The sequence below is a fragment of the Hymenobacter monticola genome (genome assembly GCF_022811645.1).
Taxonomy (GTDB): domain Bacteria; phylum Bacteroidota; class Bacteroidia; order Cytophagales; family Hymenobacteraceae; genus Hymenobacter; species Hymenobacter monticola.
On record NZ_CP094534.1, the window covers coordinates 655,923 to 681,142 of the forward strand.

The 25,220-nt window shown below is 61.1% G+C and carries 13 protein-coding genes; 4 read left to right on the forward strand and 9 right to left on the reverse strand.

What is annotated here, in order from left to right:
• Positions 1–523: 523 nt before the first annotated feature.
• Positions 524–3,346, reverse strand: a complete 2,823-nt coding sequence (locus MTP16_RS02995) for a 4-alpha-glucanotransferase (protein WP_243515844.1) — start codon at positions 3,344–3,346, stop codon at positions 524–526.
• Between the two features lie 298 nt (positions 3,347–3,644).
• Here MTP16_RS02995 and MTP16_RS03000 point away from each other — a divergent pair, with 298 nt between their 5' ends.
• The 3 genes from MTP16_RS03000 to MTP16_RS03010 all read left to right on the forward strand — a co-directional run bounded on the left by MTP16_RS03000 (position 3,645) and on the right by MTP16_RS03010 (position 12,055).
• Complete coding sequence (locus MTP16_RS03000; protein ID WP_243515846.1) at positions 3,645–8,918, forward strand: translocation/assembly module TamB domain-containing protein; 5,274 nt, start codon at positions 3,645–3,647, stop codon at positions 8,916–8,918.
• A 101-nt stretch (positions 8,919–9,019) separates the two neighbouring features.
• Positions 9,020–11,269 (forward strand): translocation and assembly module lipoprotein TamL, encoded by a 2,250-nt coding sequence (gene tamL / locus MTP16_RS03005; protein ID WP_243515848.1) that lies wholly within the window; start codon positions 9,020–9,022, stop codon positions 11,267–11,269.
• Positions 11,270–11,377: 108 nt separating this feature from the next.
• Positions 11,378–12,055 carry a porin family protein gene (locus tag MTP16_RS03010; RefSeq protein WP_243515850.1) on the forward strand — a complete coding sequence of 226 codons (678 nt, stop codon included), beginning with the start codon at positions 11,378–11,380 and terminating at the stop codon, positions 12,053–12,055.
• A 36-nt stretch (positions 12,056–12,091) separates the two neighbouring features.
• Here MTP16_RS03010 and MTP16_RS03015 read toward each other — a convergent pair whose 3' ends face one another.
• The 4 genes from MTP16_RS03015 to MTP16_RS03030 all read right to left on the reverse strand — a co-directional run bounded on the left by MTP16_RS03015 (position 12,092) and on the right by MTP16_RS03030 (position 15,814).
• Positions 12,092–13,261, reverse strand: a complete 1,170-nt coding sequence (locus MTP16_RS03015; RefSeq protein WP_243515852.1) for a hypothetical protein — start codon at positions 13,259–13,261, stop codon at positions 12,092–12,094.
• Positions 13,262–13,420: 159 nt separating this feature from the next.
• On the reverse strand, positions 13,421–13,663 hold the full coding sequence (locus MTP16_RS03020; protein WP_243515854.1) for a hypothetical protein: 243 nt from the start codon (positions 13,661–13,663) through the stop codon (positions 13,421–13,423).
• Positions 13,664–14,004: 341 nt separating this feature from the next.
• Positions 14,005–14,295 (reverse strand): hypothetical protein, encoded by a 291-nt coding sequence (locus MTP16_RS03025; protein WP_243515856.1) that lies wholly within the window; start codon positions 14,293–14,295, stop codon positions 14,005–14,007.
• A 190-nt stretch (positions 14,296–14,485) separates the two neighbouring features.
• Complete coding sequence (locus tag MTP16_RS03030; protein WP_243515858.1) at positions 14,486–15,814, reverse strand: tol-pal system protein YbgF; 1,329 nt, start codon at positions 15,812–15,814, stop codon at positions 14,486–14,488.
• A gap of 350 nt (positions 15,815–16,164) precedes the next feature.
• Between MTP16_RS03030 and MTP16_RS03035 the strand changes: the two genes are divergently transcribed.
• Entirely contained in the window at positions 16,165–17,145 is a 981-nt protein-coding gene (locus tag MTP16_RS03035; RefSeq protein ID WP_243515860.1) for an aldo/keto reductase, read from the forward strand.
• Positions 17,146–17,218: 73 nt separating this feature from the next.
• Here the strand turns inward: MTP16_RS03035 and MTP16_RS03040 are convergent, their stop codons facing one another.
• The 4 genes from MTP16_RS03040 to MTP16_RS03055 form a co-directional block, all read right to left on the reverse strand.
• Positions 17,219–18,625, reverse strand: coding sequence for an alpha-amylase family glycosyl hydrolase (locus tag MTP16_RS03040; protein ID WP_243515861.1), 1,407 nt, complete (start codon positions 18,623–18,625; stop codon positions 17,219–17,221).
• A 45-nt stretch (positions 18,626–18,670) separates the two neighbouring features.
• The gene (locus MTP16_RS03045) at positions 18,671–20,788 is read right to left on the reverse strand and encodes a glycoside hydrolase family 97 protein (protein WP_243515862.1); all 2,118 of its coding nucleotides are present in this window, start codon (positions 20,786–20,788) and stop codon (positions 18,671–18,673) included.
• A gap of 147 nt (positions 20,789–20,935) precedes the next feature.
• Positions 20,936–23,158, reverse strand: a complete 2,223-nt coding sequence (locus MTP16_RS03050; protein WP_243515863.1) for a T9SS type A sorting domain-containing protein — start codon at positions 23,156–23,158, stop codon at positions 20,936–20,938.
• 331 nt (positions 23,159–23,489) lie between these two features.
• On the reverse strand, positions 23,490–25,121 hold the full coding sequence (locus MTP16_RS03055; RefSeq protein ID WP_243515864.1) for a DUF6377 domain-containing protein: 1,632 nt from the start codon (positions 25,119–25,121) through the stop codon (positions 23,490–23,492).
• Between the last annotated feature and the right edge of the window lie 99 nt (positions 25,122–25,220).

A 25,220-nucleotide genomic window follows, 5' to 3' on the forward strand; every position in this document is an offset into this window, starting at 1 on the left:
GGTTTGGCCCTGGCGCTGTAGCTGGTAGCGGAGCAACCGCTGGCTCAGTGAGCCCAGCGTGCAGCGCCCTTTGCGCTTTTATAGAACTATCCTAGGGGAATATCTTTTATTTTTATTACAGGATAAAGCGTTAAAGTACAAAATAACAATCATTGCCCAATCAGGCACACACGCAGATTAATTGTACAAAGTAAATACATACTGTCCAGTCATCATGCATTCTTTGTCATAATTTAATTGTGAATAAAATCCACAAGGTGCCTCTTTCAATGCCAATGATGCCATTGACAAGCTAAAGGAGCAGGCCGTATAAAAACACATGCCCTATTGCGACAATAGGACTTACAACGCAATCAAATTATTTTACCTTTAGCAGCATAAACAATAAATTATAAATTATCAAAAAATAATTTATTGATTTTTTTATCTTTAATTTACACTATGCCATTAAATACAGAAAAGGCGAGCCCTCCCGCTTGGGACGACTCGCCTTCCGGCAATTAAGGGTGGAATGGCTTCGGGGCTAGCGTCGGCCGCTCGCCTTGACCAGCTCGCGCAACGGCTCGTTGAAGCCCACGGCATTCACCAGCTCTTCCAAGGGCAGGTGCAGGCGGTACTTCCAGAAGTGGGTGGGGTTGCTGGGCACGTTGATTTGCTCGTCGTGCGGGTTGGCGCGGCGCAGGTGGCTGTCGATGGCCAGCAGGTCCTGCAGCGGGAAAATGGCCCACATGGCCGGCGAGTGCAGGTGCTGCACCAGGATTTCGCGCGCCACCCAAGGCTCGCAGTAGAACGGCGCTACCTCGCGCCAGTGGCCCAGCATGGTTTCGAAGAAGCGCTGGGTGCGCACCCGGTCTTCTTCCCACCAGCCGCGCACGGTGCTCATGTCGTGGCTGCTGGTCGTGACCACGCTCAGGTAGGGCGCCGCGTCGGGGTGGCCGAACTCGGTGGCGGGGTCCGAGGGCATGCGCTGGATGTTGAGGCCCAGGATGCCGAGCTCCTTCATCACGCCGGGCACCGAGGCGGGCACCATGCCCAGGTCTTCGCCGCAGATGAGCATGTCGGTGGCGTAGCGCACGGGCGGCAGCTTCACCAGGCCCTGCTGGCGCCAGAATTCCTCGTGGCGACGGAAGAAAAAGTCAATGTAAATGTCGTCGTAGAGGCGGCGGCGGTCCTCGTCGCTGTCCAGCTCGCGGAAGGAATAGCTCTTGTTGAGCGTGATGCGCGGGTGGTAGAAGTCGTCGCCGGCCGGCACGAACAGTACCTCGTTCACCAGCGCAAACAGGCCCTTTTGCACCCAGGCAAAGTATTCGGCGTGCTCGGGCTCAGCCACTACTTTGGCCGCGATGTAGGCTTCAATCTTACGCTGGGTGTCGACTTCCTCTTTCAGGTGAATGCGGCCGTAGCTGGCGTCGTACATGTATTCGTCGAACACCTGCTGGGCCTCACCTTGGAAGATGTCCTGCAGCATGTGCCAGCGGATGTAAGGCTCGCATAGCCGCGAGTAGTCGAACCAGCCCAGGCGGCGCTCAATCTCATGGCGGTGCAGTGGCAGCGCGGGCGAGAAGTGCCCCAGCAGGCCCTCCACCGACTCAATCGGCATCTCCCAGATGCGGAAGAAGCCCAGGATGTGGTCGATGCGCAGCGTGTCGAAGTAGCGGGCGAGGTGGCCCATGCGCTGTTTCCACCACTGGTAGCCGTCTTCGGCCATGCGCTCCCAGTTGTAGGTGGGGAAGCGCCAGTTCTGGCCGGTGGTGGAGAAGTCATCCGGCGGGGCGCCGGCCTGGCGGTCCATGTGGTAGAGCTCGGGCTGCGTCCAGGCGTCCACCGAGTGGCGGTAGATGCCGATGGGCAGGTCGCCCTTCAGCACCACGCCGCGGGAGCGGGCGTAGTCAACGGCAGCCAGCAGCTGCTTGTCGAGGTGGTATTGCACGAAGAAGAACAGGCCGTACTCGTCGTAATCGGGCGCAGTTTCCGCGGTGAGGGCTTCCAGGTTTTGCGGGCTGCGGAATTCCTCGGGCCACTGCTGAAAGTCAGCGGTACCAAACCGGTCGCGCAATGCGGAGAAAGCCGCGTAGGGCACCAGCCATTCGGCCTGACTGGCGAAGAAGGCGCGGTAGCCGGCATCGGCAAGGAAATTCTGCTTCTCCTGTTTATATAACAGCTTCAGGAACTTCCACTTGGCGTTCATCACCGGCTCGTAGTCCACGAAGTCCTTGGCGTTAAATTCCTGTTTAAGCTGAGCCAGTTCCTTGGCGGCTTTCTTGTCCTTGAGCGCGGCAATGCCTTCGAGGTGGATGAACTGCGGGTGCAGCGCAAACACCGAAATGGCCGCGTACGGGTACGAATCAACCCAGGTGTGGGTGGCCACGGTGTCGTTGATGGGCAGAATCTGCACCAGTTGGAGGCCGGTTTGCACGGCCCAGTCGGTGAGCAGCTTCAAATCGGAGAACTCCCCTACCCCAAGGCCCTGCCCTGAGCGCATGGCAAACACGGGCAGCGCCACGCCGGCCCCGCGCCAGGCGTCGGGGTAGCGGTAGCCTTCGTCGTTGAAAACGCGGGCGGCGGTGTGGTCCTGGCTGGCGGGCACCACGCGGTTTTCACCGCCTTCCATGTCGAGGGCGTGGCCGGCGGCGGCATCCCACATGGCGTATTTGTAGTGGCAGTCCTCGCCGGGGTTTTGCAGCGTGATGCGGCCGGTCCAGGTCGGGTAGTCGGCATCCGAAAGCACCAATCCCTTGGTGTTGTCCCAGGCGCCCAGCGCCGGGTCGGAGCCGAGAATGCACAGGCCCAGGTGCGGCGCCACGCGGGGCGCCACCAGTTGAAACACGGTTTCGCCAGCGGCCGGGGCGGGGTTGGTGCCTGGTGCTTGGTGCTGGGTGCCTGGGTCGGTTTCTTCCGTAGCAGCTTTAGCGGCTTTTGTGCCTTTGGCGGCTTTCCTGGCTTTCGGGGCCGGTGCCTCAACCGGCGCGACCGGCCGGCTGGGGCGGCGGAACAGGGCTTTGGTGAAGGCCGCCGTCAGCAGCTCGTTTTCGGGCTGGGCGGGGGCGCGCCAATAGTCGGCCAGCCGCACGGCCGGAGTGCGGGCGGCGTCATAGGCCACCGAGCGGTTGGGGCCGTACTCCCAGTGCTGGGCGCCGGTGTTGGCATCGAGCAGTACATACTTATAGGTGAGGGCACCGGCGGCATCTGGTACTTCCAGGTCGAGGCTCCAGCAGGTGGTGGCTTCGTCGTAATGCATCAGGGCAGCCCCAGCCAGCTGCCAGCTGCCCAGCGCGGGCAGGGAGCCGCACACGGCCATTTGCTGGCCAAACACGGTGCGGTAAGGAAGAGAAAAACGTACGGTCATGGGATGCTTGGTGGGATTTCGGGCCGAAGATAAGGCGGCGTTTAGTGAGGATGGAGGAATGAAACTCAGTCGCGTGGGGTGAAGTCGCGGCGCGGCCCACGCTTTTGTGCAATCGATTGAACATATGCCCGGCACAGGCCGCCCCAACCCCGCTCATACGGACGAGCTTATTGCCTCGAATTATTCGTTTCGCATTCCACATTCTTAGTGAAGCCCGGCGCCCGCGTCCAACCCCGGCGTACGATTTTGCGTTTGGAATAGCTGCTTTGCCCCGTGTAGCTGCTAATCCCGTCCTGCTTTGTCCACTTTTCTGCGTCGTGCCCTTTACGGATTGTTGGGCTTAATTGCCCTCGTGCTGCTGCTTGTCATTGCAGTGGTGGTATTTCTGCAATTCGATGCCGGACAGGACTTTGTGGCGAAGAGAGCCGAGAATTACCTGCGCGATAAGCTCAGTACGGAGGTGCGCATTGGCAAGTTCCGGACCGATTTCCGCCACGCCATCAACCTCGACGGCGTGTACCTCGAAGACCAAAAGAACGACACGCTGCTGTCGGTGGGCCATTTAGGCGTCGATGTCGCCATCTGGGACCTGCTGCACAAGCAAATCAACGTTTCGAATATCGAATTGAACAACGGCCGCGTGCGCCTAACCCGCACCGAACCCGATTCGGTGAACAACTACGATTTTATCGTTAAAGCTTTCACCGACCCCACCGCGCCGGTCGATACCACGGCTTCGGGCTTGAAGTACGACATCGGCAAAGCCCGGCTTACCAACATCTACTTCACGCAGGACGACCAGGTCACCGGCTCCGCTATCCGGGCGCGCATCGGCGAGTTCACGGCCAACATGGACGAGGTAGATGTGGACAACTCCATCTACAAGGTGGATAACGCGGCCCTGCGCCGCTCGGCCATCAGCATCACCCAAACCAAAACGGCGCCCGAGGTGGAAAACCCTGGCCCGACCGAGCCGCTGACCCTGCAGTTTGGCCTGAACCGCGCCACCCTCGACAGCGTGCGCTTCACTTATAAGAACGAGCCGGCGGCGCAGTACATCAACACCAACATCGGCCTGGCCGACGTCACGGCCAAGGACATTGACCTGCAGCGACAGCGCGTGAACCTGGGCAAGCTCACCCTCAAAAATACCACCTTCGCCTACGCCCAAAACGAGCAGGTGCCCGTGGAGCAGCGTGTGGTGAACCCCGCCGAGGCCGTGCGCAAGCTGGACGAAGCCACCGACAAGGCCAAGGCCGCTACCGGCCAAACCGCCGCCTCGCCCGGCTGGCGCGTGAACCTGGACCAGTCCGACATCAACGGCCTGGCCGTGAAGTTCGACAACTTTAACCAGCCGCAGCAGCGCACCCGCATCCCGGCGCTCGATTACAACCACCTCGACTTCAGCAACCTCGTGCTGAACACGCGCAACCTGCGCTATTCCGAAAACCGCACCACTGGGCGCGTCGATAACCTGGCCGGCCAAGAGAAAAGCGGCTTTCGGGTGGATAAGTGGCAGGCTAACGTGGTCTACGACTCGGTGCAGATTCGCCTCGACAGCCTCGATTTGGTGACGCCGCACACCCGCATTCGGCGCACGCTGGCCATCGGCTACGAAAGCCTGGCAGCGCTGGGCGACACCAAGAACCTGCCGAATCTGAAGATTGAGGGCGACCTGCACGACGTGCGGCTGGGCTTCCGCGACATTCTGTACCTGGCGCCGGACCTGGCCGGCACCTCGCCCTTCAATACTGGCCCGAACCAGTCGGTGCTGCTGAATGGGCAAGTGGTCGGGCGCGTGGGCGACCTGACGATTCGCAACTTCGAGTTTGTGGGCTTGCGCAACACCATTGTGAAAGCGCCCCGCATCCGCATCACCGGCCTGCCGGAGGTGGACGGCCGGCTGTACGTCGATGCGAACCTGCGGCAGTTCAGCTCATCGCGGGCCGATGTGCTGAGCCTCGCGCCGAAGGGCAGCATCCCCAACAACATCAGCATTCCGCCCACCTTCGCGGTGAGCGGCACCTTCAAGGGCTACCCCACCACGCTGCAATTCAACACCGACCTCACGGCCCGCACCAGCTACGGCAACCTGGCCTTCAGCGGCAACCTCGGCCGCAAGCAGGCCAATGGGCGGCAGCCGCTGGTGGGCACGTTTGCCATTGGCGGGTTCGATTTTGGCAAGCTGCTGAAGGACCCCACGATTGGGCGCGTCACGGCCACGGGCCGCATCAACGCCACGGGCAACCTGCAGGACCCCGGCACGCTGGTGGGCCAGGTGCGCGCCAACGTGCAGAGCGCCCGCTACAACGGCTACACTTATAAAGGAGTGGCCGCGACGGTGGACCTTGACCGCAACCGCTACGTCATCAACGCCAGCAGCAAAAACGACCCCAACCTCAACCTCGACCTGAGCGCCGTGGTGAACCTGCGCGACCCGCGCAACCCCACCTACGAGGTGACCAACCTGAACCTGCGCGGCGCCAACCTCACGGCGCTGGGCTTCTACACCGGCGGCGACCTGCGCGTGCAGGGCAACCTGAAAGCCAACCTGCGCGGCTCCAGCCTGAATACGCTGAACGGCACCTTCAGCGGCCAGAAGATTGTGATAGTGCGCGACAACCAGCCCTTCGCGCTCGACTCGCTCAACGGCCGCATTGTGCAGACGGCCACCCGCACCACGGCCACCATCACCTCCGACATTGCCAACGTGAACCTCGACGGCAACGTGCACCTCGGCGACATCGCTCCCGAGTTGCAGCAGCACCTCGACCGCTACTTCGATGTGCCGGGCGTGAAGTACGTGCCCAGCTCGGCCGACCGGCATTTCACGTACTCGCTCAAGCTGAAAGACCCCAAGCTGGCCACCAAGCTGGTGCCGGGCCTGAAACGGATTTCGCCCTTCACGCTGGCCGGCGACTACTCGCGGCAGGCGGCCCGCCTCACGGCCAACACCAGCATTCCCGTCATTCGGTACCAGGACCCCAAAGGCAAAACCCAGTACAGCATTGATTCGCTTCGCCTGAACGTGGACTCCGACCCCAGCAAGCTGAACTATGCCCTGCGCCTGGCCCAGGCCGCGCAGGATACCACGCTCCGGCTGCGGCGGCCGAGCATTGTGGGCAACGTGGCCAACAACAAGCTGTTCAGCCGCGTGGCCATTCTGGGCGACTCGGCCAACCGGGAGCGGCTGGCGGTGGCCGGCACTTTGCAGGCGTTGGCCCAGGGCAGCGGGAAAAATAGCAGCGTGGTGTATGAGTTTCAGGCGGCGCCCGAGCAGGTTATAAACTACGAGAACTGGACGGCCGGCGCCAACAACTTCGTGCGCTACTACCCCAGCGGCGCCGTGGTGGCCGATGGGTTGAACCTGACCAACGGCCGCAGCACCCTGGCCCTGCAAAGCCAGAACCCGCAGGTGCCTACCTCGCCGCTGGGCGTTACGTTCACCAATTTCGAGCTGGCTGAGCTGGTCAAGATTGTGCAGCAGCAGGATTCGCTGGTGGCCGGGCAGCTCAACGGCACGGCCCGCATCGACAACCTGGGCAAGCCCAACCAAGCTTTCACGGCCGATGCCACCATCAAAAACCTGGTGTTCCAGAAGGCCTCCATTGGCGACATTGCCTTGCGCGCCACCAACCCCGCCCCCAGCCGTTACGACATCGACGCACGCCTGACCGGCGGCGCGGCCGGCACCGTGGGCGGCGCAGGCAATGATGTGCACGTGACGGGCACTTACCTGGCCAGCAGCGCCACCCCGCTCAACCTTACCGTGGACGCCAACCGCCTCAACCTGAAACTGGTGGAGCCCTTCTCGGTGGGGCAGGTGCGCAGCGCCACGGGCTACATCCGCGGGCAACTGACGGTGACGGGCGCGCCCGCTGCGCCGGTGGTGCGGGGCACGCTCAATACTTCCGATGATGCCGGTTTCATCGTGCCGCAGCTGGGCTCACCGTTCCGGCTGCCCAACCAGGCGCTCACGTTCGATGACCGGGGCATTGCCTTCAACAACTTCACGGTGCTGGATTCGGCCTCGAACAAGGCCGTCATCAACGGCTACCTGTTGAGCAAGGACTTCGTGAACTACTCCTTCGACATGCGGGCCACGACCAACAACTTCCTGGCCGTGCGCAGCACCCGCGAAAACAACGAGCTGTTCTACGGCCGCTTGGTGCTCGATTCGGAAACGCGCCTGACCGGGCCGGTCGAGCTCATTAAAATCGATACCCGCGTAACGGTGGCCAATGGCTCCAACCTCACGGTGGAGTCGCCGGCCGCCACGCCCACCACGCAGGAGCGCACCGGCATCGTCGAATTTATCGACAAGAGTGCCCCGCTCGATACCATGCTGGCTCGCAAAGTGGCCCTCGACACCACCAAAGTGAATGCCACGGGCTATGACATCACGGCCGTGGTCACCATCACCGACCGCACGCCCTTCACCATCGTTATCGACCCGGTGAGTGGGGACAACTTGCGCGTGCGTGCTGCCGGCACGCTCAACACCAACATTGCCCCCGACGGCACCATCTCGCTCAGCGGCCGGCTGGACGTGGCGCGTGGGCAGTACCACATGTCGCTCTACAGCCTGGCTTCGCGCGATTTCCTGCTGAGCCGCGGCTCGTCCATCACCTGGGACGGCGACCCCTACAACGCCACGCTCGACCTCACGGCCATCTACAAGGTGCAGGCCGCGCCGGCCGAACTGCTGGCTGGCCAGGGCACCGACGACCTGACCAGCGCCACGGTATCGCGCAACCGCCTGCCGTTTAACGTGCTGCTGAAGGTGACCGACCAACTCAGCAAGCCCACCATCGGCTTCGACATCACGCTGCCCGAAAACCAGCGCGGCGCCCTCGGCGGGCAGGTGGAGGCCAAGCTCGCCCAACTGCGCCAGCCCAACCAAACCTCGGAACTGAGCAAGCAGGTGTTTTCGCTGCTGATTCTCGGCCGGTTTGTGGCCCAAAACCCCTTCCAGACCAGCAGCGGCGAAGGCATCGTCGCTTCGCAGCTGCGCGGCAGCGCCAGCGCCGTGCTCACCGACCAGCTCACCAATCTCACCGACAAGTACCTCTCGGGCCTGGGCCTCGACCTGGGCGTGACCAACCAGGCCGCCTACGGCGCCGACGGCAGCCAGGGCAGCCGCACCGACCTGAACGTGGGCCTGCGCCGCCAGCTGCTCAACAACCGCCTCACCGTGCGCGTGGGCACCGACATCAACCTGAGCGGCGGCACGGGCACCCAGGCCACCCGCGGCCAAAACAGCGCCAGCAACCTGGCCGGCGACGTGAGCATCGAGTACCGTGTGCTGGCCGATGGGCGCCTGCGCGTGCGCGTGTTCCGCCAAAACAGCTACGAGGACATCGACGGGCAGATTATCCGGACCGGCGCGGGCCTGGTGTTCCAGCGCGACTACCAGGACTTGAAAGAACTGTTTTCGAAGGTGCCCAAGGACATTAAGGCTGAACGCCGGGCCGACAAGAAGGAAGCCAAAGCGGAAAAGAAGGCCGAAAAGGACTCGGTGCAGAACCAGCCCTCGGCCCGGGTGGATACCACGCGGACGCCTAAAAAATAGCGCAACGAAGAATGAGGAATGGAGAATACGATATGACTAACAGAGACTCGGGTACGGGCGGTCTGAAATTGCTTATGAAGCCGTTTCCACTGCTTTTCGCTGTGTTGCTGGCGCTCTCCGCTTGCTCGGGCCTGAAGTATGTGCCCGAGGGTCAGAAGCTGTACACGGGCAGCAAGGTCATCATCAAGTCGCCCGAGAAGCTGCCGAACCAGAGCGCGCTGCAAACCGAGCTCGAGTCCGTCATCACGCCCAAGCCCAACGGCTCCATTCTAGGCATGCGGCCCAAACTGTATTTCTGGGGCCGCGGCCAGGGCAAGAAAAAGGGCCTGGGTAAGTTCCTCGCCGACAAGTTTGGCGAGCCGCCGGTGCTGCTGAAAGATGTAAAAATCAAGGCCACCAGCGGCCTCATCACCAACCGTCTCTACAACAACGGCTTCTTCAAGGGGGTGGTGACCAACGAGGTAAAAACACAGGAGAAAACCGCCCAGGTGAACTACACCGCCACTACGGGTGAGGTGTACACCATCCAGGAAATCCATTTCCCCGACCGCGACACGCTGGTTGACAAGGACATTCGCGCCACCCAGCCGCGTACGCTGCTGAAGGTGGGCGATGCCTACAACCTCAACACCTTCACAAATGAGCGGGTGCGCATCGACAACGAGCTGAAAAACGCCGGCTATTTCTATTTCAACCCCGACTACATTCTGTTTCAGGTCGATAGCACGCTGCACAACAAAATCAACGTGTACCTGCGCGTGAAGGCATCGGCCCCTACCAAGGCCACCCGGCCCTACTGGCTCGACCGCGTGAAGCTGAACACCAACTATGTGCTGACCGACACCACTACCCGGCAGCCCATTATCTACAAGAAATACGAGTACTACCCCGACGAAGACGTGTTCAAGGCCAAGGCCATTACCAACGCCACCTTCCTGTACCCGGACAGCTTGTTCCGCCGCAAGCGCCGCGACCAGACCATCAGCCGCCTGATGAGCCTGAACACGTTCAAGTTTGTAGAAATCCGCTTTTTGCCGTCCACGGCCGGCGACTCGGCCGGCCGCGCCCGCCTCGACGCCGACGTGCGCATGACGCAGCTCAAGAAGAAAAGCCTGCGGGCCGACCTACAGCTGGTGAGCAAGAGCAACGGCTTTACCGGCCCGGGCCTCACTGTATCGTTCCGCAACCGCTCGGCCCTGCGCGGCGGTGAGCAGCTGCTGGTGAACGGCGTGGTATCGACCGAAACGCAGACCGGCAACGGCAATGGCGCCCTGGGCCTCACCAGCTACGAGTACGGCATCAACGCGCAGCTGCTGTTTCCGCGGCTCGTGGTGCCCAATCTGCCCCTGCTTGATGTGCGCCTGCCCAACTCCGATTTCCAGCCGCGCACCACGCTGGGCGCCGGCATCCGCACGGTGACGCGGGCCAACTACTTCTCGCAGAACTTCTTCAACCTGAACTACGGCTACACCTTCAAAACCAAGATTACCAACGAGCAGGAAGTCCGGCCGATTGATATCACCTACGTTCAGTTTGCCCCTACCGACACGTTCAACAGGATTCTAGCCGAGCGACGCTACCTGCGCACGGCCTTCGAGCAGCAGTTCATCCTGGCCAGCTCCTACCGCTACACCTACAACCAGCAGGTGCTGGAGCAGCGCCGCCAGCAGATTTACTTCAGCGGGCAGGTGGAAGGCAGCGGCAACTTGGCCAGCCTCATTGCCGGCTCCACGGGCCAGACGCGCAACCCTCCCGAGCGCGGCTACACCGTAGGCGGCCAGCAGTTCAGCCAGTACCTGAAATTCGACCTGGAGCTGCGCGAGTACTACCGCATCAGCCCGAACCCCGCTTCCGGCAATCGCATTGTGGGCCGCTTGCAGGCCGGCGTGGGCATGCCCTACGGCAACTCGGTGGTGCTCCCCTACCCCCGCCAGTACGGCATTGGCGGGCCCAATAGCATCCGGGCTTTCGCGGCGCGCGGCATCGGGCCGGGTACCTACAAGCCTGCGCCCGGCGAGCAAACGCTCAACCAGTTCTACGACCAGGTGGGCGACATTCGCCTCGAAGGCAACCTCGAATACCGCCAGGACCTGGTGCCCTACCTCAAAGGCGCCGTGTTCGTGGATGCCGGCAACATCTGGCTGGCCAACGAAGACCCCGACCGACCCGGCGGCAAGTTCAACCCCAGCACTTTCCTCAAAGAGCTGGCCGTGGGCGCCGGCGTAGGCTTGCGCGTCGACGTGCAATTCTTCGTTATCCGTTTCGACTACGCCATTCCCTTGCAAGCCCCCTACGGCACGCCCGACAGCAAAACCGGCCGCTTCAACCTGGCCATCGGGTATCCCTTCTAAGCGAAAAAAATAGTGCCGGGTGCAAGGTGGCCCCTGCCGCACGCACGCAAGCCGCGGCCAGGCGTTAGCTTTGTGGTTGCTTACTGCACCCCGACATTGTTTTTGCTTATGAAACCTTCGCTACTTGTAACGGCGCTGCTGGCTGGCAGCATCAGCGCGGCCGCGGCCCAAACCACGGAAGCGACGCCTGCCCCCCCGGCTCCGGCCGATTCCACCTCGGCTAAGACGTGGTGGGCCGTGGGCGCGAAGGCCGGCGGCGTCTACAGCAGCTTTCAGGGCAGCGACGCCCGGGCCGTTTCCAGCAAGTACAAGCTGGGCTACCAGGCCGGTCTGACGGCCGATTTCCGCCTTGCCAGCACCCTTTCGCTGCACCCCGAAGCGCTGTACACACGCAAAGGCTCCGACTTTGCCGAGGCGGCCCGCAACCGTACCCTTACCTACCTCGACGTGCCGGTGCTGCTGCGCTATCAGCCATCCGGGCTGTTTCGCGCCAGAGGCGTGTTTTTTGAAGGAGGCCCGCAGGCCAGCCTCCTGCTCAGTGCCGAAAACGAAGCCAAAGACGACGTCAAACCGGAGTTCAACAAGCTCACCTATAGCTTCGCCATGGGCGCCGGCTACCAGCTCGCCAATGGTCTTTCGGTAGGCCTGCGCTTCGACATCGGCATCAGCAACGTCTATAAGTCAGTGCCCGCCGCCGCATCCCTGGGCCGCGGCGATTACCAGAGGAATGCCAAAAACGACGCGTTTTTGCTTTCCCTTGGCTACTCGTTTGCCCGGAAACACTAGCCCGCGCCCATTGCCGCAGCCACCGGTGGCCCGGCCTTAGCGAATTATCGGCATCCGCTCAAACGGCCGCTCCCGGTCGAACAGATAGCGGTAGGTGGCGTGCGTCTTCAGAATTTTGGCGCCGATGGAGCGAATGGTGACCAGCATGCGCGGGTTGAAGTCGCCAATCCAGTTCATTTCGATGTCGGCATAGCCTGCATCGATGAATGCCTGGCGGGCATACACCAACATGGCCGCGTCCACGCCCTTGCCCTGGTGCTCAGGCACCACGCCGTAAATGATGCCAAACAGCTTCTTGTCGCGTCGCTGCATGTAGTGCCGTTGCTCCCACAGGAAGCGCAGCTTGCCCACCAAGTTCAGCCGCCGGCCCACGTGCTTGAAAATCTGGTTCAACTCGGGCAGGCTGATGAAAAAGGCCACTGGCTCTTGCCCATGGTAGGCAAACCAGAGCAGGCGCTCGTCCACCACGGGCTTCATTTCCTTCACAATCTTACGGGCCTCGTCCAGCGTCATGGGTTTCACCCCCGAGTGCTTAGCCCAGGCCAGGTTATACACGTGGTGAAAATCCTGGGCAAGCTTCTCGGCGTCCTGCTTGCGGGCGTGGGCGAAGCGGTAAGTTGCGGCGTGCTCCTCGGCCCGCTTGGCAAAGCTGGGGTGTAGCTCGGCCGCCGTGGTACGGTAGCAGGTGTATTGCTTAAAATACAGTTCGAACCCGTATTGCTCAAACAGCACCTTGTAGTACGCCGGGTGCCAGAACATGCCGTAGTTGGGCTCCAGGTCGTAGCCGTCGATGAGCAGGCCCCAGAACCGGTCCCGCTCGCCAAAATTGATGGGGCCGTCCATGGCCTGCATGCCCCGCGCCGCCAGCCACTGCCGCGCCGCCTCAAACAGCTGGTTGGCCGCTGCCTGGTCGTCGATGCACTCAAAGAAGCCCATGCCGCCGGTGGGCAGGTCGGCGTTTTGCACGTCCACGGCGTCGCGGTTCAGGAAGGCGGCCACCCGGCCGATGGTTTGGCCACCGGCGTTGGTGAGTACCCAGCGGGCGCACTCGCCGTTTTTGAACTTCGGGTTTTTGGCGGGGTCAAACACCGCCTCTACCTCGTTTTCGAGGGGGCCAATGTAATTGGGCACGGCGGCGTGCAAGCGAGCCGGTAATTCAATAAACTCCCGCGCCAGGCGGGCATCAACAACTTCCAGTAGCGGCATATGCAAGGCGGTGCACCGCGGCCCAGCCACGCAAGCGCGCCGCCGAAAGCCCGGTAACAGCGCAAAGAAACGGCCTAACTACGGCTTCATACCTGTTGCTCCTGGCAAGGGCTGGCCCTCATGCTATCAACAGTGCTTGCTCGCCTTCGGTTGCCAGCGTTAAATCTGCTTGGTGGCCAGTTGGCCGGCTGAGCTGGTCGGGTTGGGCATATCGACCAGCCGGGTGGTGCGCAACTGCCCCATCACGAAACAAAAGGGGCATTCTCTTCGGCCGTCGCCCATACCGGATACCCGGTCGGCTGGCTCAATTTTCTGCCCTACCCGGCATTTAGGATTTGTATGATAAACCTCTGACGCGGGTTTGCCCAATGAAATTGAATAAAATGGTGTGTTGTATTTCATAGCGTTGCGTTGGTGGCGGGCAGATTACCATGCTTGCTTTCGCTGCACACAAACACTCATCTGCGAAATAAATGTACTAAAAACATAATATATATACCTCTTTTAAGTAAAAATCTTCTTTATTATTTGAAAAACATTATTTGCTACAACGATTAGTTCACCCACACCCATTTGCCTAATTTCTAAATATTCTATGTTGCTTCTGAATATTATTAACTGAAAATTCTTGTAATTTATCAAATTAGTAATATAATTTATATGGTTGAAGCTGGCGAAAAAGAACAAAAAAACCCGACCGTGAGAATGACGGCCGGGTTATGGTCGCAGGCAGCAGTTCACTGCTAGTCCTTGGGCTTTACTTTGGTTTTACCGCTGCGCTTGCCCTTAATCTTGGTATCGCTCGGAATGACCGGAGCCTGAGTTACACTGGTTGTATTAGACGGCTCCACTGTTGTGGTCGTGGACTCGGTGGTAGTGGACGAAGCGGGGGCTTGCGCCGGAGTGGCCGGATAAGCGGGCGTGGCCGGCGTTACCGTGGTCTGCCGGGTAGTGGTGGTTGTCGTGCTCGACTGCGCACTAGCCGAATAGCCCGCCGTGACGAACAGTAGCGCCAAAATGAGTTGCTTTTTCATAGGAAGAATATGTTTAGGAGAACGTTGAGCCGGCATAAATCAAATACAGGCTGTGCGTTGGCTTAAACGACAGCGCAGCCCAAAGGGTTGAGTCTCTGTTTTCCGCCCGACTGCGGGCAGGCCACAAAAAGACCAAAGGCCCACCAGCATTGCGCCAGAGGGCCTTTAGCAGCGTCGGCGGAAGCCGGGTTTAGTTGGAAGCCATTGCTTCGGTGGCAGCCGGGTTGCGGGCCATCGCATTCTTTTTCAGGTAGCGGTTGGCTTCCTGGTACAGGTCCGATTTGCGCTCGGCCTGTTGCAACACCACCTGAAAGTAGCGTTGCGCGAGGGGCCGGTTGCTGGCTTGGGCCGCCAGCCGGCCCAGCCCGGCTGCGGCAAACAGGTAGTAGCCGCCCTTGGTCTGCCCCACCGACTCGGAGAACACCATACAGCGCTGGTAGAAATCCTGCGCGGCCGCGAAATTGTGGTAGCGGTGCTGCTCCACGTAGCCCAGGTAGTAAGCCGCGGCGCGGCCGCTGAAGCCTTCGTAGCCGGGCAGGCCTTTATTCACTTTGGCCAGGATGTCGCGGCTGGTGCGCTCGCACTCGGTCAGTTCGCCTTCGGCAAAGGCGTTTTGGGCACGGGCACGCTGAAAGCAGCTATTGTCGGGAAAGTCGCGGGTGAGGTCGCGGGCAACGGCGAGGGCGCCCGCCGTGTTGTTCTCGCGCGGGCTACCCAGAATGCGCATCCGAAAAAAGCGGGCCTCGGCGGCGGTATAGAAGCCGTGTTGGGCCACGTCGTCGAGCTGGGCCAGGCCGGTGGTGCGGTTGCCCTTGGGGAAGAACCAGAGCACTGGGCGCAGCCAACGGTATTCCTCGGCAATCCAGACGGCGTAGTAGTTGAACAAGCCTTCGCCGAACACAAACTCGGGGCTCAGGCCGTTGGCCTCGCGGCTTTTCTGCAGGTAGGTGAGGGCGCGCTTGCTGCTCACGGTGGCCTTGCGCCAGTCGTGGCGCTCGGCGTGCAGGCGGGCATCGAAGCCGTAGGCAGCCGAGAGGAAGAAGCTGGCTTCGTAGTTGTTGTTGTCGGCGTCGTAGAGCTTCTGGGCCTTCGTAGTGGCCGTGTCCATATAGGCGAAGAAGGTCTTGTCGTACTGCTGGTTGTAGGTGTTGCTGGGCATGATTTTCCACCACGTGCTCAGGCCCAGCAGGAAATAGGGCATGGGGTGCTGGGGGTAGCGCCGTCGCAACGACCGAAACTGCCGCTCGGCCTGGTCAAACTTGAAGTTGTAGAGGTTGTGCACCGCGCCGTCCAGTTCCGTCTGAATGTCGGCATTGAGCAGCAGCCACTCTTTGGTATCGACGGCGGCCGGGGCCACCACCACGTCGTCGAGCGCCACCTCGGGCATGGCCCGCACCGTGTCGGCCGCCGAGGGCAAGGCGGCTGGTACCTGGGCCAGCGCGCTGGTTAATGAAAAAAACCCAACTATTCCTGCGCTCGCCAAACGCAGGGCACGACGAAATCGGTAGAAATTTGCCATGTGAGAGACCTAGTATAATTTAACCGATATTTTACTTGATAAACAAGAGAGGAAAGAAGCAGGAATTCGCTTTATAAAGCTTAATTCAAACCAATTTAGACACTTTAATAAATTATCGATACAAATTTAACAGATATAATTTTGCCAATTTTTTGACCAAACAATTCTTTATGCAATACCCAGGTATAATCCAATAAATAGCACATTGAGTAGCTACCTGGAAAACTCAACCAAGCCGTGGAAAAGCTGAGCTGCGTTGAAAACCTCACCTACGATTTTGGAGTTGAAATCAGATTTCACCGCCAACAAACCACCGGCTGGCCCTTGGTCAGCTCCTTTCCCTGATTTTTATGGAATACTTACGTTTGGGCAATACCGGCCTACAGGTTTCGCGCATTTGCCTGGGCACAATGACCTACGGCACCCCCACCGAGCGCTGGCCCTGGGCCCTGAACGAAGACCAGAGCCGGCCCTTCATTCAGAAAGCGCTGGAACTCGGCATCAACTTCTTCGACACGGCCGACGTGTACAGCAACGGCGCCAGCGAGGAAGTGGTGGGCCGGGCCCTGCGCGACTTCGCCAAGCGCGACGAAGTGGTGCTGGCTACCAAGGTTTATAACCCCATGGGCCCAGGTCCCAACGATAAAGGCCTGTCGCGCAAGCACATCATGAGTGCCATCGACGCCAGCCTCAAACGCCTTGGCACCGACTACGTCGACCTCTACCAGATTCACCGCTGGGATTACAACACGCCCATCGAAGAAACCCTGGAGGCGCTGCACGACGTGGTGAAGGCCGGCAAGGCGCGCTACATTGGGGCGTCGTCGATGTACAGCTGGCAGTTTGCGCAGGCCCTGTACCTGGCCGACAAGCACAACTGGACGCGCTTCGTGAGCATGCAGCCGCACTACAACCTGGTGTACCGCGAGGAGGAGCGCGAGATGCTGCCGCTGTGCGAAGACCAGAAAATAGGCGTCATTCCATGGTCGCCGCTGGCGCGGGGGCTGCTCACGGGCGGCCGCGGCAAGGAGCGCAACGAAACCGAACGCGCCAAAACCGACGCCTTCGGCAAAAGCCTCTATGGCCGCGACGACGACTTTGCCGTGGCCGACCGCGTGACGGAAATTGCCCAGCAGCACGGCCTGCCCAACGCGCAAATTGCGCTGGCCTGGATGCTGAGCAAATCCGTCATTACGGCCCCCATCGTGGGCGCCAGCAAGCCCGGCCACCTCGAAGACGCTGTGGCGGCAGTAGGCGTAAAGCTCAGCGCCGAAGAGATAAACCGGCTGGAAGAGCCGTACCAGCCGCACCCTGTGCTGGGCTTCTCATAGGATTGGGCAGAATAAATAAAAGAAGGGTCAGGCTGAGCGCAGCCTGACCCTTCTTTTATTTATTCTAAACGCCCTACTTCTTCAGCACCATGTATCCGTAGGCTGGCAGTGAAATGGTGCTGCCCACGGCGTAGGTCCCGCCCTGCAGGGCATTGGTCCAGCTTGTGTTGGCCAAGGCGGTGGGTACGGTGAAGGTTTGCACCGAATTGCGCACGTTGACGAGCACGAAGGCCTGCTCGGTGCCGGCGGTTTTGGTGAAGGCGCACACGTTGGTGGTGCTGTAGGCGGTGGGCGTGCCGGCGCGCAGGGCCGGGCTGGCGGCGCGGGCCGCCATCAGCTGCTGGTAGGCGCGCTTCACATCGGAGTTCACGCCCCACTGCACCTTCACGGAGGTGAAAGGAAAGGGGATTTTTGCGGCCATGCCAGCTTCCTGGCCATTGTAAATCATGGGCACGCCCTTGTAGAGGGCCGCCACCACAAAGGCCGACATGGCGCCCGCTTTGCCGCCAAACTGCGCCACGGGTGTGCCGTCGGAGCTGTTCACGTCGTGGTTGGTGGTGAAGCGCACCACCTGCTGCGTGCCGGTAGCGCCCGTGTATTCGCTGGCATTGAGGGCATCAAACGTGGTGGCCGGGGCGTTGCTGGCGTACACGCTGCGGATGCCGCCGTAGAAATTGAAGCCGAAATTGTAGTCGAAGCCCGAAGCGAAATTGGCGCTGCGGGTGGCCTCGGCCAGCAGCAACAGCTTATGGGTTTTCACGTTGCGCAGCGTGTCGATGGCCTGCTTCCAGAAATCGTTGGGCTGAAAGTCGGCGTAATCGAAGCGGAAGCCGTCCACATTGGCCGTATACACCCACGACTTGATGGCCGAAATCATCTCGGCCCGCATGTAAGCGTTGCTGAAATCGAGCTGGGCCACATCGGGGAAGGTGGTGCCGTTGTTCGACACGGCCGCGATGCCGCCGGCTGGGCTGGCTTTGTACCAATCGGGGTGGGCGGTAATCCAGGCGTTGTCCCAGCTGGTGTGGTTGGCCACCCAGTCCAGCATCACGGCCATGCCGCGGGCATGGGCCGCGTCTACCAGGGTGCGCAGGTCGGCAAGGGTGCCAAATTCCGGGTTCACGGCGCGGTAGTCCTTCACCGCGTAGGGCGAATTTACCGATTTGCTGTCGGTGCCCACCGGGTAAATGGGCATCAGGTATAGCACGTTCGTGCCCACGGCCTTGATGGAATCGAGGCGGGCCAGCACGCCGGCAAAGTTGCCGCTCTGGCTGAAAGCGCGCATGTTCACCTGGTAAATCACCGCGTCCTCGCGGTTGGGCACCCCATTGTAGGGCGTGCCGTACTGCGGCGGCGTGGGCGTAGAGGTGATGTTCGGCGTGTCAATGGTGGGGAATGCAGCATCCTTGTTGCAGGCGGCCAGCAGCCCCACAGCGGCCAGCACCAGCGCCTTGGCACGTAAAATTTGACGAATCGACATAAGAAACTGATTAAGAAAGCGAAAAGAAGGAACGGCTAACAACGACTATTTCAGCGGCTTGAAGCTGACGGCCGCGCCGCCGCCCGGCGCCAGCTGCAGCTTCAGCGACGACTTGCTGGTTACTGTTTGCTTGGTGATGCGGTAGGCCATGGGGTTTTTCTGCCAGTCGGCCCCCTTGCCATCGGCATAAATAATGGCCTCGTAGCGCTGGCCGGGCGTCAGGAAATCCAGCTTCACGGGCTGCTGGCGGGCGTTTTCGTCGGTGATGCTGCCCAGGTACCATTCGTCTTTGCCTTTGGCCCGGCGCACGGTGGTGAGGTAGTCGCCGGGCTCGGCGGCTAGGATGCGGGTATCGTCCCAGTCCACCGGCACGTCTTCAATGAACTGAAAGGCATCGAGATGCTTATTGTAAGCCTCGGGCAGGTCGGCGGCCATTTGCAGGGGCGAGTACATGGTCACGTACAGGGCCAGCTGCTTGGCCAGGGTGGTGTGCACCTGCTTGCCCTGGTTGCGGGCAGGGTTCCAGTCGTCGAGCTTGATTTGGAAGATGCCGGGCGTGTAGTCCATCGGTCCGCCCATAAGGCGGGTGAAGGGCAGAATGGTTTCGTGCTCGGGCGGGTTGCCGCTGCTCCAGGCGTTGAACTCGTTGCCGCGGGCGGCCTCATTGGCCAGCCAGTTGGGGTAGGTGCGGTGCAGGCCGGTGGGGTGCACGCTCTCGTGCATATCCACCATAATGCGGCTATCGGCCGTGCGCTGGGCCGTGTGCACGTAGTGGTTCACCATCCACTGCCCGTCGTGGTGCTCGCCGCGCGGGATGATGCGGCCCACGTAGCCGGTTTTCACGGCGTCGTAGCCGTGCTGCTGCATGAAGCGGTAGGCGGCATCCTGCCGGCGCTCGTAGTTGGTGACGGAGCTGCTGGTTTCGTGGTGCATGATGAGCTTCACGCCCTTGCCGGCGGCGTAGCGCTGCAGCTCGTCCACGTCGAAATCGGGGTAGGGCGTCACGAAGTCGAACACCTCCTCCTTCCAGTTATTTGCCCAGTCTTCCCAGCCCACGTTCCAGCCCTCCACCAGCACGCCGGGGATGTGGTGCGCAGCGGCAAAGTCGATGTATCGCTTCACGTTAGCGGTGTTGGCGCCGTGGTGGCCGTTGTTTTTCAAAGCGCTCCAGTTAGTGCCGGCAAGCTTGATGTTGCTGGTATCGGCGTAGTTCCAGCTGGCGCGGTTCACGTGCATCTCCCACCACACGCCCACAAACTTCTGGGGTTGAATCCAGCTCGTTTCGGGCAGCTTGCTGGGCTCGTTCAGGTTCAGGATGAGCTTGCTGGCCAGCACAGCCGGGGCATTATCGGCCACCACAATAGTGCGCCAGGGCGTGTGCTCCGGCGCCTGCAGGTAGGCTTTGGCGCCGGTGCCGGTGGCGTCGGGCACCAGTTGGCTGCTCAGGCTGAAGGTCTGCGTGTTCACATTCAGGAACAGGGCCGGGTAGTTCACCAGCGCCGCCTCGTGGATGTTCACGTACAGCCCGTCGTCCGATTTCAGCATCAGCGGCGTTTGCACCCGCTTGGGGTCGGCCTTCTGCTGAATGGCCTCGATGGGCGTGGTGTTCACCTCGCTCAGGCGGCTGGTGGTGTAGGCATACTCGTTCGAATCGTAGTCGCCCGGAATCCAGAACGCCTTGTGGTTGGCCGGCAGGTTGAACTCGGTGTGCTCGTCCTGCACCTTGAAGTACTGCAGCCTGGGCTGCTTAGGAAATTCGTAGCGAAAGCCCACGCCATCGGCAAAAACGCGGAATACCACGTCCAGCTTGCGCCCGTCGGCCGCTGGCTGGCGCAGGTGCACCGTGAGCTGCTGGTAGTGGTTGCGAATGGTTTTTACCTCGCCCCACACCGGCGTCCAGGTTTCGTCCACGTCCTTGGTTTCGCTACCCGCCAGCACCAGCGGGCCGTCAAAGCCCTTGCCGTCGGCAAAGCTCAACCCCAGCCGGGAGGGCTTGACCACGGTTTTGGCCCCATAAGCCACGGCATAGGTGGGGCGGCCGTCGGCCCCCAGCGCCACGGTCAGGCTCACGTTATCGAGGCGGGCTTTCAGGGGCGTGGCAGGCTGGGCCTGGGCTCGGTAAGCGGCCGGGAGCAGGCAAATTGCCAGCAGAAATTTTCTCATAAGATAGATAACGGACAACGCTCAAGCCCACACTGGCCGCAGCGGTGCCCAAGGGTCAATCCTCTAAAATAAGTGGTTTAATTTGATGGAACGACGGCGCGGAGCCCGGCCCCGCGCCGTCGTTTGGCATTCAGGAAAGCAGCGCCGCTACCGCCGCACCTCTACCCAGCGGCTGCTCACGCCGGCCGCCGTTTGCAGGCGCAGCACATACACGCCATCGGCCACGCCGGCCAGCCCAAACGTGAAGGCGCTGCCCGTGCCTTTTTGCTCAGCCACTACCTGCCCCAGCGGATTCAGCAGCGTGGCGCGCACAGCCCCAACCGGGCCGGCCAGCCCACCCAGCTGCACCGTCAGCTGGTCAGTGGCGGGGTTAGGATACACGGCTACGTCAGGTGCAGCGACCGACTTGCTCGTGGCCAGCGCGGTAGCTACCGGCGCGAACGCCACGCCCCGGAACGAGGTATTGGCCGCCAGCGGCACAAAGGGCGCGGGTAGGGCGGTGGTGCTGGGCGCGGCATTGTAGCCCGCCTGGTCGGTCACGGTGTAGAGCCCTCCCCCACCGCTGGCAATCAGCTGCACGGCCGCGCCCACACGCTGGCCCGTGAGGCCGCGCAGCAGCGCCGTCGTCGAGCCGCCGATGGTGCCGTTCAGCGTCCAGGTGCTGCCCACCAGGCTCCATTTCTGGATGCCGCCGGTGGCAGCGTCGTCGGTCACGTACACCACGTCGAGGCCCGGCACGGTGCTGCTCAAATCAGCAAAGTAAAAGCCGTAGGGGCTGGGGCCCGTGGCCGTGGGGAAGCCCGGCAGCAGCGTCACGGCGGCGCCGGCGGCCGTGGGCAGGCCGGTACCAATCTGGTTCAGGCCGTAGTTGGAATTGGCGGCCGAGGTGGCATACAGGTGGCCGCCGGCAATACCCAGAATGCGAAAATTCACCACCGAGCCGGTGTTCAGCGCCGTAGTCGCCCCCGTGTTGCCGAAAGGCACGTAGCGGATGCCGCTGTTGCCGCCCGACACGTAAAACGCACTGCCATCGGTGCTCACCGCCGTGCGGATGTTGGAGCCCGAAAAAGCGTCGTTGATGCGGGTGTTGGTGTCCACGCTGCCGTCGGCGCCGATGCGGGCCACGAGGCGGTTGTTGGTGGTGCCGCTGTTGGTGCTCGTCACGATGCCGGCCGTGCCGGGCACGGCGTTGTAGCCGGTGAGCAGCAGGTAGCGGCCGTCCACGGTGCGGGTGATGTTATCGGAAGTAGCGGTGCCGCTGTTGGTAAAGGCCCGCACGGTGCCGTTGTCGGCCGTGGGCAGGGCAATGCTGCGCACCAGCGTGCCGCTCAGCGTGTATTCGTCCACAAATTCGGGTGTGGCGGCCGTGGTCAGCGTGGCCGAGCCGTCGCCCACGCGCACCGTGGCGATGTTGCCGGGCGTGAAGGCCGTGGCGTTGGCTGGCGACGCAACCTGTTGGTAGGCAACTTGCTGCAAAGCGACGGCTTGGGTGGGCGTAATGCCTAGGTCGGCCGCGGCCTGCTCGGTGGCGCCCAGGGTGCGCGGGTCCACATTCGTGAGCTGGTAAAACAGCACCAGCGCGCTCAAATAGCTGCCCGTGCTGCTGGGGTGCACGTAGTCCACGTTCCAGAGGTTGACCTTAGTGGGGTCGGGCGTGTAGGGGTTGCGGGTGGCCACGCCGTTTGTGATGGCGCGCAGCCAGGCATCGCCCACCGAGGCCACGGCGGCGTAGCGGCCATTGGCCGCAAACTGCCGGTAGTAGCCGTTGTGCAGGTCGGCCGTCATCGTGTCGATGGGAAAGCCCGTGTAGGCCTGGCCGGCGGGGTAGGTGAAATCGGGGCGGCCCCAGGTTTGGTAGAGGTAGACCTGCGCGGCCGGGTTGGCGGCGTGAATGGCCTGCTCCAGTTGCGTCGCGGCGGTGTAAAAGGCGGCGCGGTTGCCCCCGCGGGCCGTGGGCACCGGCCTCACGCTCTGCTCCTGCAACACCACCTTGTCCCAGTTTGGCTGCGCGATGACCGACAGCGCATTGGTGTTATGAAATTGCAGCGACGTGCCACTGACGGCTTCAATCTGCACGTTGTAGTTCAGGCCAGCCTGCACCGTGAACTTCTTGAAAATGCCGGGCACGCCGCCAAACGCGTTGGGCATGCCCGCGTCGTGGGCGCGCGGGTTGCCGGCGGGCAGGCCGAAGTTCAGGTCCGTGACGGCGGCGGAGTTGTAATACAGCACCGGCGTGTATTGGCCGTGCGTGAAGCTGTTGCCCACGAACAGTACGCGGGTCTGGGCCTGGGCCGCAGTGCTCAAGCCAAGCGCCGCAACGGCCAGCCCAAGCAGGCGCCGGGCGCCCCGAGGGGTAAACGATGTCAGCATAGTAAGAAGGGAAAAGTGGGAATTGAACAGGCCCTTGCATCCGCCACGCCGCGCCAACCGGGCCGTGCCCAGCGTCGCGTTGCCGCAGTCGTTTTGGAGGAGAAAGTGCTCAAAACTACCCCGCGCGCCAACCGGCCGGAATTTGTCAAACCCCAGTATGAAAAATATCAACCCGTATTCATAACAAATATTTCATTATCAATTAATTAATTCAATAATTTCACCCCGAAGTATAGAAGATATATCACCAGAATTGCCGCCAATATGCCATAAAAAAAGGGGCAAAGTCCCTTCCAAATCACCCAATTCTCACTTGTTCCCTCCCGTTTCACTACACCGCCTCGATGGCCTGAATGCGCGCCTCGAACTCCTCGTTCGGCACCACCGACCGGTTTTTCACCCGCGTTTTGTAAGTGTAAATCGTGTTGATGGAATAACCCAGCATGCGGCTGATTTGCTCGCTGTCGGCGATGCCCAGCCGGATGAGGGCAAAGATGCGTAGCTCAGCCGTGAGCAGCTGGTCGTCGGCCAGCACCACCCGGTCTTCCTCCCGAAACAAGGCGTTGAACTGCGCAATGAAGTTGGGGAAAAGTCGCAGGAAAACTGTATCGAAGCCGCGCAACAGTTCATTGCGCTCAGTCTTGATGTTGACGCCATCGACCAGCTTTTGCAGGCCAACGTACTGCTTGCTACTGAGCAAAGCTTCCACCCGTTTCTTCAGGTTTTCGAGCTTGTCGATGTACTGCGAGTTGTTGTGGAAGTAGTAGCCGATGTACTCTTCCTTAATCTTATTGGCTTCGTTGAGGCCGTGGTTGAGCTGGTGCAGCTCGTCGTTGCGCGCCTGCAGCGCGCCGTTGGCGGCGGAAAGAAGCTGGTCGGCCCGGCGCAGCTTGCGCAAGGCTAGTCCACTCACCACCGCAAAGGCAATGACCACCCCGGCCAGCGCCGTCATGATGATGGCGTAGGTTTTCAGCGACTTGCGCTGGCTTTCGATGATGTTAATTTTCTGCCCCTCAATGATGGACGATACGTGGCTGATTTCAATTTGCCGCTGCCGTGCTTTGTAGAAAGCGGCATTTTCGCGCGCTTCGCGGATGAACGTGTAGGCGTTTTGGAGGTCGCCCTGCCGGTAGCAATAGTCGGAGAGCTTGAAAATGGCCGTGGTTTCCTTGGTGGCCGTTTTCACGTCGGCAATGGCCGCCCGTAGCAGCAGCTCAAACGCCTTGCCGGGCTGGCCAGCCAGTTCGTAGAGGTAAGCGGTGGTGCTGGCGCTCACAGCTAACTGGTGCAGCGTGAGGTGCGGCAGCCGCAGAATTTGCGCATAAATCATTTCTCCGGCCCGCAAATTGTTCATTTTCTGGGCCCGGAACTCCTGTACCGACAGGTAATCGTAGGAGCCGGGCCGGCTGAACTGCAGGGCCGTGTCGGCATACGCTAGGGCCCTGGCATAGTAGCCCGGGCGGTACACCTGGTCCTGGTTGAAATTGCCCAGGTCGCTGTAGGCTCTGGCTTTCAGGAAGTAGAAGCTTTGTTTGTCGGACCCACTCAGCAGCGTCGGATTGATGCGGTCCAGGGTGTCGAAGGTTTCCTTGAATAAGCCCGACGACAGCAGCACAAACGCCAGCTTTAGCTTGGCCAGTTCTATTTTCTCCGGGTTGCGCAGTTGGGCCGCCAGCTGTGTAATCCGCTGGCAGTAAGCAAACGCCGAGTCGTACTTAAACGCCTTGTACTCCTCGTAAATGCGCACTCCCAGGTCGAATCTGGCATTGTCGCTGGCTTCGCTGGAGGCGAAGTCGGCCGTCAGGGCCGCAATGCGGTTCAGGCGCTGCCCATCGTATTCCTTCTTGTGAGCCAGCACTTGGTTCAGCTCCGTGAGCAGGCTGTCGGTGGTGCCCGCTCGGTCGTTTGCACCAGCCAGCAAACCGTTGAGCAGCAAGCCACAAAAAAGAAGGAAGCGCTTCACGAAATAGCTCAGGTTGCTAAAAGGGAGTGATAACGGGCGGACTGGCCGGCCTGTCAGCTTTAAAGCAAGCCGCGCCAAAAGCAAAACCGCCACTCAATC

Excerpts from the sequence above, each read along its gene's own strand:
- MTP16_RS02995 (WP_243515844.1), bottom strand. The coding sequence starts at position 3,346 with ATGACCGTACGTTTTTCTCTTCCTTACCGCACCGTGTTTGGCCAGCAA.
- MTP16_RS03010 (WP_243515850.1), top strand. The coding sequence starts at position 11,378 with ATGAAACCTTCGCTACTTGTAACGGCGCTGCTGGCTGGCAGCATCAGC.
- MTP16_RS03015 (WP_243515852.1), bottom strand. The coding sequence starts at position 13,261 with ATGCCGCTACTGGAAGTTGTTGATGCCCGCCTGGCGCGGGAGTTTATT.
- MTP16_RS03020 (WP_243515854.1), bottom strand. The coding sequence starts at position 13,663 with ATGAAATACAACACACCATTTTATTCAATTTCATTGGGCAAACCCGCG.
- MTP16_RS03025 (WP_243515856.1), bottom strand. The coding sequence starts at position 14,295 with ATGAAAAAGCAACTCATTTTGGCGCTACTGTTCGTCACGGCGGGCTAT.
- MTP16_RS03030 (WP_243515858.1), bottom strand. The coding sequence starts at position 15,814 with ATGGCAAATTTCTACCGATTTCGTCGTGCCCTGCGTTTGGCGAGCGCA.
- MTP16_RS03035 (WP_243515860.1), top strand. The coding sequence starts at position 16,165 with ATGGAATACTTACGTTTGGGCAATACCGGCCTACAGGTTTCGCGCATT.
- MTP16_RS03040 (WP_243515861.1), bottom strand. The coding sequence starts at position 18,625 with ATGTCGATTCGTCAAATTTTACGTGCCAAGGCGCTGGTGCTGGCCGCT.
- MTP16_RS03045 (WP_243515862.1), bottom strand. The coding sequence starts at position 20,788 with ATGAGAAAATTTCTGCTGGCAATTTGCCTGCTCCCGGCCGCTTACCGA.
- MTP16_RS03050 (WP_243515863.1), bottom strand. The coding sequence starts at position 23,158 with ATGCTGACATCGTTTACCCCTCGGGGCGCCCGGCGCCTGCTTGGGCTG.